Below are 14,380 nucleotides of genomic sequence, written 5' to 3' on the forward strand. Positions count from 1 at the left end.
CCATCGCCTCGACGCCGGATGTGACCCCGGCTCCAGCTTCGGCGAGGGACGAAACGATCTTCGCCGCTCGGCTGCGGGCGATGACTGTGGGCAGCGTGGCGCTGGTCTCGTTGCTGGCCTTCGAGGCGCTGGCGGTGGGCACCGCCATGCCGACCGTGGCCCGTGCCCTGGACGGCCTGGCCCTGTACGGGATCGCCTTCGGCGGCCCGTTCGCGGCGGGCGTGGTGGCGATGGTGATCTCCGGCATCTGGTGCGATGCCCGGGGACCACGCCTGCCGATGTGGTCCGGTCTCGGCGGCTTCGTCGTCGGGCTGCTGCTCGCCGGGAGCGCGATCACGATGGGCACGCTGGTGGTGGGCCGGATCGTGCAGGGATTCGGCTCCGGTCTGCTGTCGGTCGCGTTGTACGTGATCGTCGCGAAGGCGTACCCGGAGCACCTGCACCGGCGGATCTTCGCCGCGTTCGCCGCCGCGTGGGTGGTGCCGTCGCTGGTGGGGCCGTTGCTGGCGGGCCTGGTGGTGGAGTACGTCGGCTGGCGGTGGGTCTTCCTGGCGGTGCCGGTGGTGGCGGTGCCGGCGGTGCTGCTGGTCCATCCCGGCCTGCGGTCGATCGGCGCGGGCCCGTCGACCAAAGCGGGGCCGTCGACCAAAGCGGGCCCGTCACCGGACGGGCCGGTTACCGGCGTCGACGGGCCGGTGCGGTCGCCGCGCGACGCGTTCGGTCCGCTGAGGCGGATCGGCTGGGCGTGCGGGGCGGGGGTGAGCGCCGCACTGCTGCACATCGGGGGTCAGCAGCGCGGCGTCACCGCCGTGGCGTTGGTCGGGTCGGCCATGGTCGGTCTGCTGGTCTGCGCTCCGCGACTGCTGCCCGGCGGATTCCTCCGGGCCGGACGGGGCCTACCCACCGTGGTCGGCCTGCGCGGGTTGGCCTCCGGCGCGTTCGTCGGCGCGGAGGTGGTGATCCCGCTGATGCTGTCCCGCGAACGCGGATTCTCGCCCACCGCAGCCGGCCTGGTGCTGACCACCGGGGCGGTCGCGTGGTCGTTCGGGTCGTGGCTACAGGGCCGGGTCCGCGCGCCCCGCAGCCGGGCCACCCTGCCGAGAGCCGGGCTGACCTGCATCACCCTCGGTGTCGCGGTGGTGGGCCTCACGGTGCTGCCCGCCGTGCCGGTCGGGGTGGGCGTGTGCGGCTGGGCGGCGGCCGGGATCGGCATGGGCCTGCTGTATCCGTCGCTGTCGGTGCTGACCCTGGAGTTGTCGGCCCCGGGCGAGCAGGGACGCAACAGTTCGTCGTTGCAGTTGTGCGACTCGCTCGCCGCAGCCGCCGTGCTGGCGCTGACGGGCGCGGTGCTGGCGGCGGGCGCGGCACCCGGCCCGGGCAGTTACGCGGTGACCCTCGCGGCGGCAGCCGGGTTGGCGCTGGTCGGCGCGCTGCTCGCCGGTCGGGTGGTGCCCGGCGTACGGGTCGCGGCGGCCTGAGCCCGGCGGGTGTGCGCATCCGCCGAATCCGAGGTGCGGGGCGGAGGCAGCCGGGAGGATGGGCACGCGATGAACTTCCTGACTCTCCTACCGCTGGCCGTGGTCATGGTCGCCGGGACCCAGTTGGTGGCGGCGGTCTTCTTCGCCTCCTCCGACCGGCCCCGGGCCGCGTCGCTGGGCTACCTGGCCGGCGCGGCCATCGTGGTGTGCGGCGGTACGACCCTGGCCTGGCTGGTCACCCGCCTGTTCCGGATCAGCCTCGACACCGGGGACGGCCGGTTCGAACGGGTCGTCGACTGGATCGTCCTGGCGCTGTTGGCCGTCCTGGCGGTGGTGGTGTTCCTGCGCCGGCACTCCGGGCCGCCCGCCTGGATGGGTCGGCTCCAACACGCCACTCCCCGGTACGCGCTCCGCGTCGGCCTGCTGCTCTTCCTCGCCATGCCGGCCGACGACCTGACCATGCTCACGGTCGGTGCCAGCGCCGCCCGGCAGGGCCTGCCGTGGTGGCACCTGCTGCCGTTCATGCTGCTCACCCTCACCCTGCTGGCGTTGCCGCTGCTGGCGTTGCTGCTGCTCGGCCGTCGGGCGGCAGCGGTGCTGCCCCGGATCCGGGACTGGGCCGACAGCCACGCCTGGCTGGTCAGCGAGGCGGTGATCGCCTTCTTCGTCGTACTCACCGTGCTGGATCTGATCCGGTGAGGTGGCCCACAGCTGTCACGTCGCGCCGGTCTCGACCCGTCGTCCCGGTAGTCGACGAAGGAGGCTGAGATGCGGGTACTGGTCACCGGAGCGGGCGGCCGGCTCGGCGGGGCGGTGCTGCCCCGGCTGGTCGCCGAGGGGTTCCAGGTGCGGGCCACCAGCCGGCGGGCGCGTACCGGATCGGGCGTCGAATGGGTGGTGGCGGACCTGGCGACCGGCGAGGGCGTCGCGGCGGCGGTGGCCGGGGTGGACGCGATCCTGCACCTGGCGTCCTCGCCGACCCGGCGTACCCACGAGATCGACGTGCGGGGCACCGGCCGGTTGGTCGCCGCGGCGGCCGGTGCGGGCGTGGCCCACCTGGTCTACATATCGATCGTGGGCGTGGACCGGGTGCCCTACGCGTACTACCGGCACAAGCTCGCCGCCGAGCAGGTGGTGGCCGCCGGTGGGGTGCCGTGGACGGTGCTGCGGGCCACCCAGTTCCCGCAGTTTCTCGACGAGCTGCTGCAGATGTCCAGCAAGCTCGGCCCGGTGATCGCCGACCGGGCCGTGGTGGCCCAGCCGGTCGATCCGGGTGAGGTGGCGGAAAAGCTGATCGAGCTGCTGCGCGCCGGTCCGCGCGACGGCATCGTGGAGTACGGCGGCCCCGAGGTGCTGCGGTTCGACGACGCGGTACGCACCTGGCGGCAGGCGCGGAACTCCCGCCGCCCGATGCTGCCGGTGCGTTTTCCCGGCCGCCTCGGTCGCGAGCTGCGCGACGGTGGACTGGTCACCGAGGCCCGCCCGACCGGTCGTCGCACCTGGGCGGAGTACCTGGCCGACACGTACGGGGGAACGGCGACAAGATGACAGTCGCTCTCGTTCACGTTCGTCCTACCGTCGGCTCATGCTCACGTTCGTCGTCACCTGTCTCCTGTACGTCTGCGGCTTCGTCTTCCTCTACGGGGTGATCCGGCTCGCGGTCCGGCACGCACTGGAGGACATCGAGGCGCGCCGCGTGCAGGCGGAGCGGGCGGAGGAGATGGCCGTCGCCCGGGACCGGGCGTTGCTCCAGGAGCACGGTTTCCTGACCAACGGCTGACCGGCGACGGGACCGGCGTGTCCTGTTGCCGGTCGCTCCACGGCTGGCCGGGGCCCTCGGTGACCAGCGCACGCGTCGCGGGTGCGACGATCGCTTCCGTGATGGGAACGTTGCGCACCGAGCCCGCCCGTAATCGCCCCGACCTGCTGGCCGCACCGGTCGCCGACGCGCTGGCGCAGTGGCCCGCCGACGCGCCGGTGGACGTCGACGCGGTGCTGGTCGCGCCGATCGACGCCGAGCTCGCCGACACCGCCGCATTCTGCGCCGCGTACCAGGTGGGGCTCGACGAATCGGCCAACTGCGTGGTGGTCGCCGGCAAGCGGGAGGGCGTCGTCAGGTACGCGGCCTGCGTGGTGCTGGCCACCACCCGGGTCGACGTGAACGGCGTGGCCCGACGTGCGCTGGACGTCCGCAAGGCGAGCTTCGCCCCGATGGCCGACGCGGTCGAGTCGACCGGCATGGAGTACGGCGGCATCACCCCGATCGGGTTGCCGCCGGAGTGGCCGATCCTGGTCGACGCCCGGGTGGTGGCCGCACCGTACGTGATCATCGGATCGGGTGTGCGGCACAGCAAGATCGCCCTACCGGGCTCGGCGCTGGCCGTGTTGCCCGGTGCGCGAGTGGTGGAGGACCTGGCCAGGCTGGCCTGATCCTCGATCGACGTCGATGTTGTTGCACGTGAAACATCGCCGCCGCCAATGGATCAGGAGCCGGCGGCCTCACGTTCCGCGACCTCGCTGAGGGCGGCGAGCAGGGTGGCCGGGTCCTGGGCGCCGGAGACGGCGTACTTCCCGGCGAACACGAAGGTCGGCACGCTGGTGATGCCGAGCTGCCGCGCCTCGGTCAGCTCCTCGTCGAGGGCGGGGACGCCCTCGTCGGAGTCGAGGAAACGGCGGGCTTCCGCGCCGTCCAGCCCGACACCGGTGGCGATCTCGGCGAGCGCCGCCCGGTCGCCGATGTCCACGCCGTCGGTGAAGTGGGCCTTGTGCAGGGCGTTCACCGTCTCGGTGCCGCGACCCCGCTCGGACGCCCAGTCGATCAGTCGGTGCGCCTCGAACGTGTTGGCCGCGATCGCCCGCGAGAAGTTCAGCTCCAACCCGACGCTCGTACCGATCTCGGCGACCTGGGCGGCCATCTGCTGGGCCTGCTCCGGGCCGCCGAACTTGGCGGCCAGCGCGTCGAGCAGCGGCACCGGCGCGGTCACCGGGGACGGGTCGAGTTGGAAGGGGCGATGCCGGACGGTGACCTCACCGTCGTACGAGGCGAGGGCCTCCTCCAGGCGACGCAGGCCGATCCAGCACCAGGGACAGACCACGTCGGCGTAGATGTCGATCTCCATGACCGGAGACAACCCGCCGGTACGCCGATCTGTTCCCGTACCTGCCGATGGAGTGATGCGGCCCGCTCCCGGACCTGCCGTGGGAGCAGGGCAGATCAGCCGACCTGCTCGCGGACCTGCCGCTTGAGTCGGGCGAGGATGGCGTTGCCGCCGCGTACCCGCAGCGGGCTGATCGCCTGCGCCAGACCCATCCGCTGGTACAGGTCGTCCGGGACGGCGAGCACCTGCTCCGGGCTCGCACCGGCCAGCCCCTCGGCGAGGATGCCGGCGAACGCGCGGGTGGTGGGCGCCTCCGGCGGGCAGTCGAACAGGGTGCGCACGGTGCCCTCGGGCGTCACCTCGGCGCGGAGGAAGAACGACGTCTGGCACTCCGGCACCTGCTCCATGCCCTCGTGCCCGGTCTGGTCGGCGGGCAGCGGCGGCACCGCGTCGGAGTACTCCAGCAGCATCTCCAGCACCACGTCACGGGGTGCGGAGGCGAACTCGTCGACGATCTCCGCCAGCTTGCTCGGCATCTCGGGCATCCCGCCAGGCTACCGGCGCCAGGCGGGGCACTGCGGTCGCGCCCACGGTCGTGGCCGCGGGTGCACCCGGGTGTTAGCAGGGGACCCCTTCTCTACCGCAGGCGTTAATAAGGTGCCCTTCCTTACACCTGTCGCTTTCTGACACCTGTCACACCTGGGGGGCCTGTTCGCTGATCTCGCTGAGGGCGGAGGTGGGGTCGAGCTGCATCGCCAGGTCGCCGAGGGAGACGATGCCGACCAGTTTGCGTTCGTGGTCGCAGACGAGGATGCGGCGGATACCGCGCTCGCGCATCAGTGCGGCTGCCTTCGTGGCGGTGCAGAACTGCTCGATCATCACCACCTCGCGGGTGAGGATCGCGCCGATGGTGGTGGTCGTCGCGCTGGCGTTCTCCGCCACCGCGCGGACCACGATGTCCCGGTCGGTCAGGATGCCGGCCAGTTCGGCACCGTCGGTCACCACCACGTCGCCGATGTCGGCGTCCCGCATCACCCGGGCGGCCTCGTCCAGTGTGGTCTCCGCCGACAGGTAGATCACCTGTTTGGTCATCACGTCGACGACCCGATACTCGGTCATGAGAGCCTCCAGAACACCTTCTGCCGATCGGGATGCGTTACCCGGTTACGTGACTGCTACACCACGTTCCGGCCTACCTCCTCAACGAGACGCTCCGTCAGGTCGCCTACCAGGATCTCGGCACGTTCCCCGGTGGACCGGTCACGGAGTTCGACGTACCCGTCGGCCAGGCGGCGGCCGACCACGACGGTGCGCGGGATGCCGATCAGCTCGGCGTCGGTGAACTTCACCCCGGCGGAGACTCCCGCCCGGTCGTCCACCAGCACCCGCAGACCGGCGGCGGCGAGTCGGGTGCCGAGGTCGAGCGCCGCCTCGACCTGCGGACCCTTGCCGGCCGCCACCAGGTGTACGTCGCAGGGGGCGATCGCCGCCGGCCAGACCAGTCCCCGGTCGTCGTGGTGCTGCTCGGCGATCGCGGCCACCGCCCGGGACACCCCGATGCCGTAGCAGCCCATGGTGGGGCGTACCGGCTTGCCCTGCGGTCCGAGGACGTCGACCGTGAAGGCGTCGGTGTAGCGGCGGCCGAGTTGGAAGATGTGTCCGATCTCGATGCCCCGGCGCATGGTCAGGCTTCCGCCGACGCAGGCGGGGCAGGGGTCGCCGGGGCGTACGTCGGCGGCTTCGACGGTGCCGTTCGGGGTGAAGTCGCGGCCACAGACCACGTTCGTGGCGTGCCGCCCCGGCTCGTTCGCCCCGGTCAGCCAGGCGGTGCCCGGCGCCACCCGGGGGTCGACCAGATAGCGGATGCCGAGTTTGTCGAAGACCTGCGGCCCGATGTAGCCGCGGACCAGGTCGGGCCGCTCGTCCCAGGCGTCGAAGACGTCCACGGTGGCCGGTGCCAGCACCGCGGCGAGCCGTTTGAGGTCGACCTCGCGGTCACCGGGCACGCCGATGACGAGCAGTTCGGTCTCGTGAACGCCGGGTCGGCGTACGGTCAGCACGACGTTCTTGAGGGTGTCGGCGGCGGTCCAGTCGTCGCGTCCGGCGAGTCGACGGTCGTTGGCCAGCGCGACCAGGCTGGCGATGGTGGGCGTCTCCGGGGTGTCGTGCACCTCGACGGGCGGCCGGGCCAGCGGGTCACCGGCCGCCGGGGCGGGCGTGGTCACCGCCTCGGTGTTCGCCGCGTAGTGGCAGTCCGTGCAGCCCACGAACGTGTCCTCGCCGACGGGCGCGATGGCCAGGAACTCCTCCGAGGCGGAACCGCCCATCGCTCCCGACGTCGCGTGCACCACCGTGTACTCCAGGCCCAGCCGGTCGAAGACCCGCCGGTACGCGTCCCGGTGCCGGTCGTACGCCGCGCGCAGCCCCGCCTCGTCCAGGTCGAAGGAGTACGCGTCCTTCATCAGGAATTCGCGTCCGCGCAGCAGTCCGGCACGGGGCCGGGCCTCGTCGCGGAACTTGGTCTGGATCTGGAACAACGTGACCGGGAAGTCGCGGTAGGAGGTGAACAGGTCCTTCACCAGCAGCGCGGCCAACTCCTCGTGGGTGGGGGCGAGCAGGTGCTCGGCACCACGGCGGTCGGCCAGCGTGAAGATGTCGTCGCCGTACTCGGTCCACCGTCCGCTGGTGCGGTACGGCTCGGCCGGCAGCAGCGCCGGGAAGTGCACCTCCTGGTCACCGATCGCGGCCATCTCGGCCCGGACGATCTCGGCGACCCGGTCCAGTACCAGCTTGCCCAGCGGCAGCCAGGTGTACCCGCCGGGGGCGGCTCGGCGCAGGTAACCGGCGCGCAGCAGCAACCGGTGACTCGGCACCTCCGCGTCGGCCGGGTCCTCGCGCAGCGTCCGGATCAGCGTGGTCGACATGCGCAGCAGCATGGCCGCAGCGTACGACCCGGGGTGCCCGACGGCGATCCGATTAGGCGTGGCCAGGGTCGTCGAGCCCGGCGCGATGGGCGATGACGGCCAACGCGGTGCGGTCCCGGGCGTCCAGCTTGGCCAGCAGGCGACTGACGTACGTGCGGGCGGTGGCCGGGCTGATGAACAGCGCCCGGCCGATCTCGTCGTTGGACTCGCCCAGCCCGACGCGGGCCAGCACGGCCCGTTCCCGCTCGGTGAGCACGGCCAGTCGAGGGTCCGGCGGCGGCAGCCGGGGAACGGCGGCGAGCTGTTCCATCACCCGGCGGGTGACGGTGGGCGACAGCAGGTTCCCACCGGCTGCGGCGGTGTGCACGGCTCGCCGCAGGTCGTCCGAGCCGGTGTCCTTGAGCAGGTACCCGGCGGCACCGAGCCGGACCGCCTCGACGATGTCCTCGTCGTCGTCGAAGGTGGTGAGGATCAGCACGCGCGTCCCGGTCAGCGTCTCGTCGGCGCGGATCGCGGCGGTGGCGGCCAACCCGTCCAGGATCGGCATCCGGATGTCCATCAGCACCACGTCCGGCCGTAGCCGGCGGGCCAGGTGCAGGCCGGTGCGGCCGTCGGCGGCCTCCCCGACGACGCTGATCCGCGCGTCGGACTCCAGCAGCGTGCGGATCCCGGCCCGGACCAGGTCCTGGTCGTCGACCACGAGCACGGTCGTCACGTCGTACCCGCCCACGGCAGTTCGGCCCGTACGGCGAAACCGGTGGGCTGGTGCTCGGCGGTGAGTGAGCCGCCGAGGCTCTGGGCCCGCTCCCGCATCCCGGCGATGCCGTGCCCGCTGTCCGCCGCGCGGTCGGTGCTCCGCCGGTCCGCGCCGGAGTCGGTGACCGACACCGTCACCTGCCGGTCGTCCTGCGCGACGTGGATCTCCACCCGGCTGCCCGCCGAGTGCCGGACCACGTTGGTGACCGCCTCCTGGACGATCCGGTATGCGGCGGCCTCCACCGGCGCCGGCAGCGCGGAGTGCAGGTCGACCCGCACGTCGACGTCGAACCCGGCGGCACCGGCCGCCCCGGCCACCGCGTCGAGGTGCGCCAGCGACACGACCGTGCGGGCCGGGTCGTCGTCCCGACGGAGAAGGGCCACGGTCCGCCGCAGGTCGTCCATGCTCCGGCGGGCGGTGGCGCGGATCAGCTCCAGGGCCGACCTGGTGGCCTCCTCGTCGCGGCCCAGCGCCTCCCGGGCGACGTCGGCGTGCAGCGCGATCACCGAGGTGGTGTGGCCGAGCGAGTCGTGCAGGTCCCGGGCGATCGCGAGCCGCTCACCCTGCACCCGGGCGTCCGCCTCCTGCCGGTAGCGCTCCCCGGTCAGCTCGGCGATCCGTCGCGCGTCGGCCTGCGCGGCCCGCCGGGACCGGAGGCTGTCGCCGAGCGCGATCGCCGCACCCATCAGCAGTACGTGACCGGCCAGCTCGTAGCCGACGACGAAGGAGAAGTTCTGCCCCTCGGCGAGACGGACGACCACGGACACGACGACCACCACCACGGCACCGGTGATCGAGGCGGCGAGGCGGCCCTGCTCGGCGGCGGAGAAGAGGGCGGCGGCGACCGGCACGGCCAGACCGACCGCCGGGTAGCCGGCGGCGTAGTAGGCGAACAGGCCGAGCACCGTGACGGCGAGCACCACCACCGGGTAGCGGCGGCGGGCCAGCATCAGCGCGCCGAGACCCACCGCCCACAGGTAGGCGATCCGGTCCGGCTCCTGCCGCCCACCCTCGTTGGCGGTGATGACCACCGAGACGACGGCGGTGACGCCCACGCCGAGCAGGACGTCGGTGAGCCAGGGCCGGACCCGGCGTACCGCAGACTGGCTCGGCTGACCGCTCACCGGCCCAGCGTACGGCGCGGACGGGGTGCTCCGGAGTCGTCGCGGGGCGACGTCCGGGGTCGCCTCCCGACGTACCGCGATCGGGTCCGCGTGCGGATGGCAGGCGACCCGGCCGTCCCTAGCGTTGCCGGCATGACCGCTACCTCGTCGCACCGCTCCCTGCTCGGTCTGCCGCTGCTCGCCCTGTTCGGGTTGGCCCTGCTCGGCCTGCCCAGGGTGGTGTTGCACGACCTCGGCCTGGTGCACGAGCGCACCTTCGTCAACCTGCTGCTGGTGGTCGTACCGCCGGTCGTCTGGATCGCGGTGGCGCTGGTCCGGCGGGTACCCAACCCGTTCCTGACCCTGCTCGCGGTCGGTCTCTGCTACGGCGTCCTGCTGGCGGTCACCCACCAGCTCCTCTGGGACGTCGCCTTCGACGAACCGCCGACGCTCGGCGGCAACCTCACCGACCTGGCACCGGGCGTACAGACGGTCGTCGTCCGGTTCTTCGCCACCATCAGCAGCGTCTTCACCGGGGTCATCGTGGGCGTGGTGACCGGTCTCGTCGCCTGGGCGCTGAGCCGGGTACGTCCCTGAGCGGTGCGGATCGGCGGATCTCCACACCGGGCCCGTCGCCGGTGACGGTCTGGGCGAGGATGGGGGCATGATGCGGGCGCCGGGCGGACTGTTGCTGGATTTCGGGGGCGTGCTGGCGGACGCGCCGGGGAACGGGTGGGCGTCGCCGGAGGTCGTCCGGCGGATGTCCGAGGTGATCGACGGTGTCCTGCCGGACGAGCGGATCGCGGCCGACCTGACCTCGGGTGCGCGGGCGTACGGGCGGTGGCGGGACGAGACCGGCGTCTCGGCCGAGCCGATGGAGCTGACGCACGACCGGGTGTGGGCGGACTTCGTCACCCACGGCTGGCCCGAACCGGCCCGGGCCGCCGTCGCACGGCAGGCCACCCCGCTGGCGTACGCGTCGACGTGGCGCACGGAGTGGCAGGTGCGGCCCGGCATCCCCGAGGCGTTGGCCGCCGCCGCCGAGGCGGGAGTGCCGATGGCCGTGGTCAGCAACGCGCTCTGCGGTGCCGCCCACCGCGACTTCCTGGCCGCCGCCGGACTCTCCGGCCGCTTCGCCGCCGAGTTCTACAGCGACGAGACGGGGCTGCGGAAGCCGAACCCGCGCTTCGCCGCGTTGGCCGCCGACGCCATCGGCGTACCGGTGGATCGGTGTTGGTTCGTCGGTGACAGCCTGCACCGGGACATCGCCTGCGCGCGGCGGGCCGGTGTCGGGGCGGCGGTCCTGATGCGCTCGCCGCGCACCGACCGCGAACCCGACGCGCCGGAGCTGGCGCCGGATGTCTGGATCGAGGACGGTCACGGGCTGCTCGCCCTGCTGCGCGGCAGCGACGACGCGGGATTGTAGTCAGCGCCGCAGCGACTCCCGCCTCCTTGCCGGAACCGTCGTCGTCGCCTTCCCTCGCGCCCTACCGTCCGGAGGGAGCGGTCGGTGATCGAGGGCGAGGAGCGGGACCTTGTTCGATGACGTGCGGCAGATCGACGCGGGTGTCCTGAACGTCGGGTACGTCGACGCCGGACCGCCGGACGGACCGGTCGTCCTGCTGCTGCACGGCTGGCCGTACGACATCCACAGCTTCGCCGAGGTGGTACCGCTGCTCACCGACGCCGGCCACCGGGTGCTCGTGCCGCACCTACGCGGCTACGGCACGACGAGTTTCCGCTCGCCCGACGCCGTCCGCAACGGCGAACCGGCGGCCATGGCCTGCGACGCCGTCGCGTTCCTGGACGCCCTCGACGTGCCGCAGGCGACGGTGGCCGGGTTCGACTGGGGTGCCCGCACCGCCGACATCCTGGCCGCCCTCTGGCCGGACCGCTGCGCCGGCCTGGTCGCGGTGAGTGGCTACCTGATCGACGGCCAGGAGTCGGGCAAGGCACCCTTGCCCCCTGTGGCCGAGCACGCCTGGTGGTACCAGTTCTACTTCGCCACCGACCGGGGCCGTCAGGGGTACGCCCGCAACCTGCGGGACTTCGCCAAACTGATCTGGCGGACGGCGTCCCCGCAGTGGACCTTCGACGACGCCACGTTCGACCGGAGCATGGCCTCCCTCGACAACCCCGACCACGTCGACATCGTGATCCACAACTATCGCTGGCGGATGGGCCTGGCCGACGGCGAGCCGCAGTACGCCGACCTGGAGGACCGGCTGGCCGACAAGCCCGCCGTCACGGTGCCCACCATCAGCCTCGAAGGCGACGCCAACGGCGCACCCCACCTGGAACCTCAGGTGTACGCCAAGCAGTTCACCGGCCCGTACGAGCACCGCACGATCAGCGGCGGCATCGGGCACAACCTGCCGCAGGAAGCGCCGAGGGCCTTCGCCGACGCGATCATGCAGGTGACGTCGCTGACCTGACCTCTCTGCTGTTCGGGTTCAGGGGCGCTTGGTCTTGGCGATGAAGGCGTGCCAGGCGGTCGGGGTGAAGACGAGCGCCGGGCCGGTGGCGTCCTTGCTGTCGCGGACGCCGACGATGCCGGGAAGGTTGTCGGCCACCTCGACGCATTCGCCGCTCGCGCTGCGGGTGGACTTGCGCCAGGCTGCGCCGGTCAGATCGTGGACCATGACTCCATCACTTCCTTCATCAGGGCTTCGGACTGTCCTTTGGAGAGAGCGACGCTGCGGACACCCTCCCACCTCACCAGCAGGGTATCGATCTGCTCGTCACGGTCGATGGTCGCGCCGCCGACATGGTTCTCCAGATGCCCCAGCCACTCACCCTCGACCCCTCGGGCCAAGGTGATCGGTCCAGCGTGTCCAACATGGACGGTTGCCTCGGCAGGAATGAGGTGCACCAGCACGCCCCCGCGCTTGACGCATTCGAGCAGGTGGCTGATCTGCTGAGTCATGATGCTTCGGAAGCTCTCGTCAGCTCGGCGCAGGGTGGTCTCCTCGATCACCGCAATGAGGGCCGGTGGGTTCGGCTGGGCGAGGATCGCCTGACGATCCATCCGTACCGCCAACCGCCGTTCGATCTCTTCATCGTTGAGCATGTCGTCGGACTGGATCACCGCGCGGGCGTAGTGCTCGGTCTGGAGCAGGCCGGGGATCAGCGTCGGGTGGTAGCAGCGCAACTGCCGCGCGTTGCGCTCGGCGTCCAGCCAGGGGCGTAGCCAGTTCGGCTGGCCGTGCAGCTCGGCGATGCGCAGCAGCCCCGACAGCAGGCCGTCGCTCTTCAGCACCTCGTCGGCCCGCTTGAGGAAGAGCCGGTCGAACGGGCGTTGCCCCAGCTCGATCGCGGAGACCTGCGAGCCGGAGAAGTGCACCAACTTGCCGAAATCCTCCTGGGTCAGGTCGGCCGAGAGTCGCAGCCTGCGCAACTGTGCCCGGATCAGTTCGGCGGTCGGCTCGGATTCCACGCTGCCTCCACGAATTCTCGGCCGTTCGGATGGATGCCCGGCCCGGCCCCACCATCGCCACGGCCGGTGTCGATGCCTTCCGACAGTAGTCGTCCGGTCAGCAGAATGTGACCCGGCGGTCCTGCTCCCATCCACCGGGGCCGGGGTGGGACTGCACCGGGGCCGTCCCGGCACCTCCCCCGTGCCGGGGCGGCCCCACCCGGAGGCGGAGGTCGAGATGTCCCACCCGAAGTCGTACCCGGTGCCGCGTCGTGGCCCGGCGGCCGAGCGGCCCCGGCAGCATCCGATGTCCGGCCCGCAGCATCTGCCGCTGCGTCCGCTCTGGTTGTGCCGGGCCTGCGGGCACCCGTGGCCCTGCGCCGAGGCGCGGCTGCTGCTCCGGGTCGAGTACGACGACCGCTGGCTCGACCTGGCCGTCTACCTGTCCGGGCTGTACTTCGAGGCGACACACGATCTGTTCCGGCTCGACCCGGACGGCGGCCCGACACCGCCTGAGCTGTTCGCCCGGTTCGTGGCCTGGGGGCCGTACCGTCGCTCGGCGGTCGACCCGCCGCGCGCCTGCACCGGCCGTTGTCGGCTGCCCGCCGCCTCGGTGGAGGGATGACGTCTGCCCGCCGCGTCGCCGCGTCGCCGGGTGGATGACGTCTGCCACGTTCGGCGAGCGCGGGGCAGACCGGTGAATGCGGCCGGTGCCAGACTCCCAGGTGTTAGGAGGGGACCCCTGCTATACCGCAGGCGTTAATAAGGTGCCCTTCCTTACACACACAGCAGCTTTACCCGCAGCTTCGAGGAGTGAGCAGTGCGCTGGCGCAGTTACGTCGCGGTCGGGGACAGCTTTACCGAGGGCCTGGACGACTCGTACCCGGACGGCACGTTCCGGGGCTGGGCCGACCTGGTGGCCACCCGGCTGGCCGCCGAGGCCGGGCCCGAGTTCCGGTACGCCAACCTGGCCATCCGCGGTCGACTCTTCCCACACGTGGTGGCCGAGCAGGTGCCGTCGGCGTTGGCGATGAGGCCCGACCTGATCAGCTTCGCCGCCGGTGGCAACGACGTGCTGCGCCGCAACTTCGACCCGGCCGCGCTGGTCGGCCGCTTCGAGGAGGTCGTCCGCGATCTGCGTTCGGGCGGCTCCGACGTGGTGCTGTTCCGCTTCGCCGACGTGATGGCCCGACTGCCGGGGCAGCGGCTGATCGCACCCCGCATCGAGCTGCTCAACCGCGCCGTCGGGGAGACCGCCGAGCGGCACGGCGCGATCCTGGTCGACCTGTACGCCGACAACACGTACCTCAATCCGCTGCTCTGGAGCACCGACCGGCTGCACCTGTCGCCGGTCGGTCACCGCCGGGTGGCCGCCCAGGTGCTCGACGCGCTGGGCGTCGGCTGCGACGAGGAGTGGTTGCTCGTACCCCCGAGGCCGGCGCCGAGCCCGTGGTTGGCGGCCCGTACCGCTGACGTGCGCTGGGCCGGTCAACACCTGGCGCCCTGGCTTAAGCGTCGCCTCACCGGCCGTTCCTCCGGCGACACCCGCACCGCCAAACGCCCCACCCTCAGCCCCCTCCCCGACTGACCTGCACCCCTCCGCCC

The 14,380-nt window shown here is 72.1% G+C and carries 18 protein-coding genes; 10 read left to right on the forward strand and 8 right to left on the reverse strand.

What is annotated here, in order from left to right; all coding sequences use genetic code 11:
* Window positions 1-80: 80 nt before the first annotated feature.
* The 5 genes from ABZ738_RS17605 (at window position 81) to ABZ738_RS17625 (ending at window position 3,908) form a co-directional block, all read left to right on the forward strand.
* Window positions 81-1,478 carry an MFS transporter gene (locus ABZ738_RS17605; protein ID WP_176092185.1) on the forward strand — a complete coding sequence of 466 codons (1,398 nt, stop codon included), beginning with the start codon at window positions 81-83 and terminating at the stop codon, window positions 1,476-1,478.
* 69 nt (window positions 1,479-1,547) lie between these two features.
* A complete protein-coding gene (locus ABZ738_RS17610; RefSeq protein ID WP_176092186.1) occupies window positions 1,548-2,177 on the forward strand; it encodes a GAP family protein in 630 nt (209 codons plus the stop codon).
* 69 nt (window positions 2,178-2,246) lie between these two features.
* Complete coding sequence (locus tag ABZ738_RS17615; protein ID WP_131052532.1) at window positions 2,247-3,026, forward strand: SDR family oxidoreductase; 780 nt, start codon at window positions 2,247-2,249, stop codon at window positions 3,024-3,026.
* A gap of 37 nt (window positions 3,027-3,063) precedes the next feature.
* A complete protein-coding gene (locus ABZ738_RS17620; protein ID WP_131052533.1) occupies window positions 3,064-3,258 on the forward strand; it encodes a hypothetical protein in 195 nt (64 codons plus the stop codon).
* A gap of 101 nt (window positions 3,259-3,359) precedes the next feature.
* On the forward strand, window positions 3,360-3,908 hold the full coding sequence (locus tag ABZ738_RS17625; protein ID WP_357214749.1) for a YbaK/EbsC family protein: 549 nt from the start codon (window positions 3,360-3,362) through the stop codon (window positions 3,906-3,908).
* Window positions 3,909-3,961: 53 nt separating this feature from the next.
* Here ABZ738_RS17625 and ABZ738_RS17630 read toward each other — a convergent pair whose 3' ends face one another.
* The 6 genes from ABZ738_RS17630 to ABZ738_RS17655 form a co-directional block, all read right to left on the reverse strand.
* Entirely contained in the window at window positions 3,962-4,654 is a 693-nt protein-coding gene (locus ABZ738_RS17630; protein ID WP_357214751.1) for a DsbA family oxidoreductase, read from the reverse strand.
* 38 nt (window positions 4,655-4,692) lie between these two features.
* Window positions 4,693-5,121, reverse strand: a complete 429-nt coding sequence (locus ABZ738_RS17635) for a SufE family protein (protein ID WP_131052535.1) — start codon at window positions 5,119-5,121, stop codon at window positions 4,693-4,695.
* A gap of 148 nt (window positions 5,122-5,269) precedes the next feature.
* On the reverse strand, window positions 5,270-5,695 hold the full coding sequence (locus tag ABZ738_RS17640; RefSeq protein ID WP_131052536.1) for a CBS domain-containing protein: 426 nt from the start codon (window positions 5,693-5,695) through the stop codon (window positions 5,270-5,272).
* Window positions 5,696-5,751: 56 nt separating this feature from the next.
* A complete protein-coding gene (locus tag ABZ738_RS17645; protein ID WP_131052537.1) occupies window positions 5,752-7,512 on the reverse strand; it encodes a proline--tRNA ligase in 1,761 nt (586 codons plus the stop codon).
* 40 nt (window positions 7,513-7,552) lie between these two features.
* Window positions 7,553-8,215: a response regulator transcription factor gene (locus ABZ738_RS17650; RefSeq protein WP_131052538.1), complete on the reverse strand. Its 663-nt coding sequence runs from the start codon at window positions 8,213-8,215 to the stop codon at window positions 7,553-7,555.
* Complete coding sequence (locus tag ABZ738_RS17655) at window positions 8,212-9,381, reverse strand: histidine kinase (RefSeq protein ID WP_131052539.1); 1,170 nt, start codon at window positions 9,379-9,381, stop codon at window positions 8,212-8,214. The genes ABZ738_RS17650 and ABZ738_RS17655 overlap by 4 nt, the downstream gene beginning before the upstream one ends.
* A gap of 132 nt (window positions 9,382-9,513) precedes the next feature.
* Between ABZ738_RS17655 and ABZ738_RS17660 the strand changes: the two genes are divergently transcribed.
* The 3 genes from ABZ738_RS17660 (at window position 9,514) to ABZ738_RS17670 (ending at window position 11,795) form a co-directional block, all read left to right on the forward strand.
* Complete coding sequence (locus ABZ738_RS17660; protein WP_357214391.1) at window positions 9,514-9,957, forward strand: hypothetical protein; 444 nt, start codon at window positions 9,514-9,516, stop codon at window positions 9,955-9,957.
* Window positions 9,958-10,024: 67 nt separating this feature from the next.
* Window positions 10,025-10,786: an HAD family hydrolase gene (locus tag ABZ738_RS17665; protein WP_357214394.1), complete on the forward strand. Its 762-nt coding sequence runs from the start codon at window positions 10,025-10,027 to the stop codon at window positions 10,784-10,786.
* A gap of 109 nt (window positions 10,787-10,895) precedes the next feature.
* Window positions 10,896-11,795, forward strand: coding sequence for an alpha/beta hydrolase (locus ABZ738_RS17670; protein WP_357214397.1), 900 nt, complete (start codon window positions 10,896-10,898; stop codon window positions 11,793-11,795).
* An 18-nt stretch (window positions 11,796-11,813) separates the two neighbouring features.
* Here ABZ738_RS17670 and ABZ738_RS17675 read toward each other — a convergent pair whose 3' ends face one another.
* Together ABZ738_RS17675 and ABZ738_RS17680 are read right to left on the reverse strand one after the other, a co-directional pair.
* The gene (locus ABZ738_RS17675; RefSeq protein WP_357214399.1) at window positions 11,814-12,002 is read right to left on the reverse strand and encodes a DUF397 domain-containing protein; all 189 of its coding nucleotides are present in this window, start codon (window positions 12,000-12,002) and stop codon (window positions 11,814-11,816) included.
* Window positions 11,987-12,796 carry a helix-turn-helix transcriptional regulator gene (locus tag ABZ738_RS17680; RefSeq protein ID WP_131052544.1) on the reverse strand — a complete coding sequence of 270 codons (810 nt, stop codon included), beginning with the start codon at window positions 12,794-12,796 and terminating at the stop codon, window positions 11,987-11,989. The genes ABZ738_RS17675 and ABZ738_RS17680 overlap by 16 nt, the downstream gene beginning before the upstream one ends.
* Window positions 12,797-13,013: 217 nt before the next feature.
* Here ABZ738_RS17680 and ABZ738_RS17685 point away from each other — a divergent pair, with 217 nt between their 5' ends.
* Window positions 13,014-13,400 carry a hypothetical protein gene (locus ABZ738_RS17685; RefSeq protein ID WP_357214402.1) on the forward strand — a complete coding sequence of 129 codons (387 nt, stop codon included), beginning with the start codon at window positions 13,014-13,016 and terminating at the stop codon, window positions 13,398-13,400.
* A gap of 195 nt (window positions 13,401-13,595) precedes the next feature.
* A complete protein-coding gene (locus ABZ738_RS17690) occupies window positions 13,596-14,363 on the forward strand; it encodes an SGNH/GDSL hydrolase family protein (protein ID WP_357214405.1) in 768 nt (255 codons plus the stop codon).
* Window positions 14,364-14,380: the final 17 nt, after the last annotated feature.

It is taken from the genome of Micromonospora sp. NPDC047793 (genome assembly GCF_040642635.1).
Classification (GTDB): domain Bacteria; phylum Actinomycetota; class Actinomycetes; order Mycobacteriales; family Micromonosporaceae; genus Micromonospora.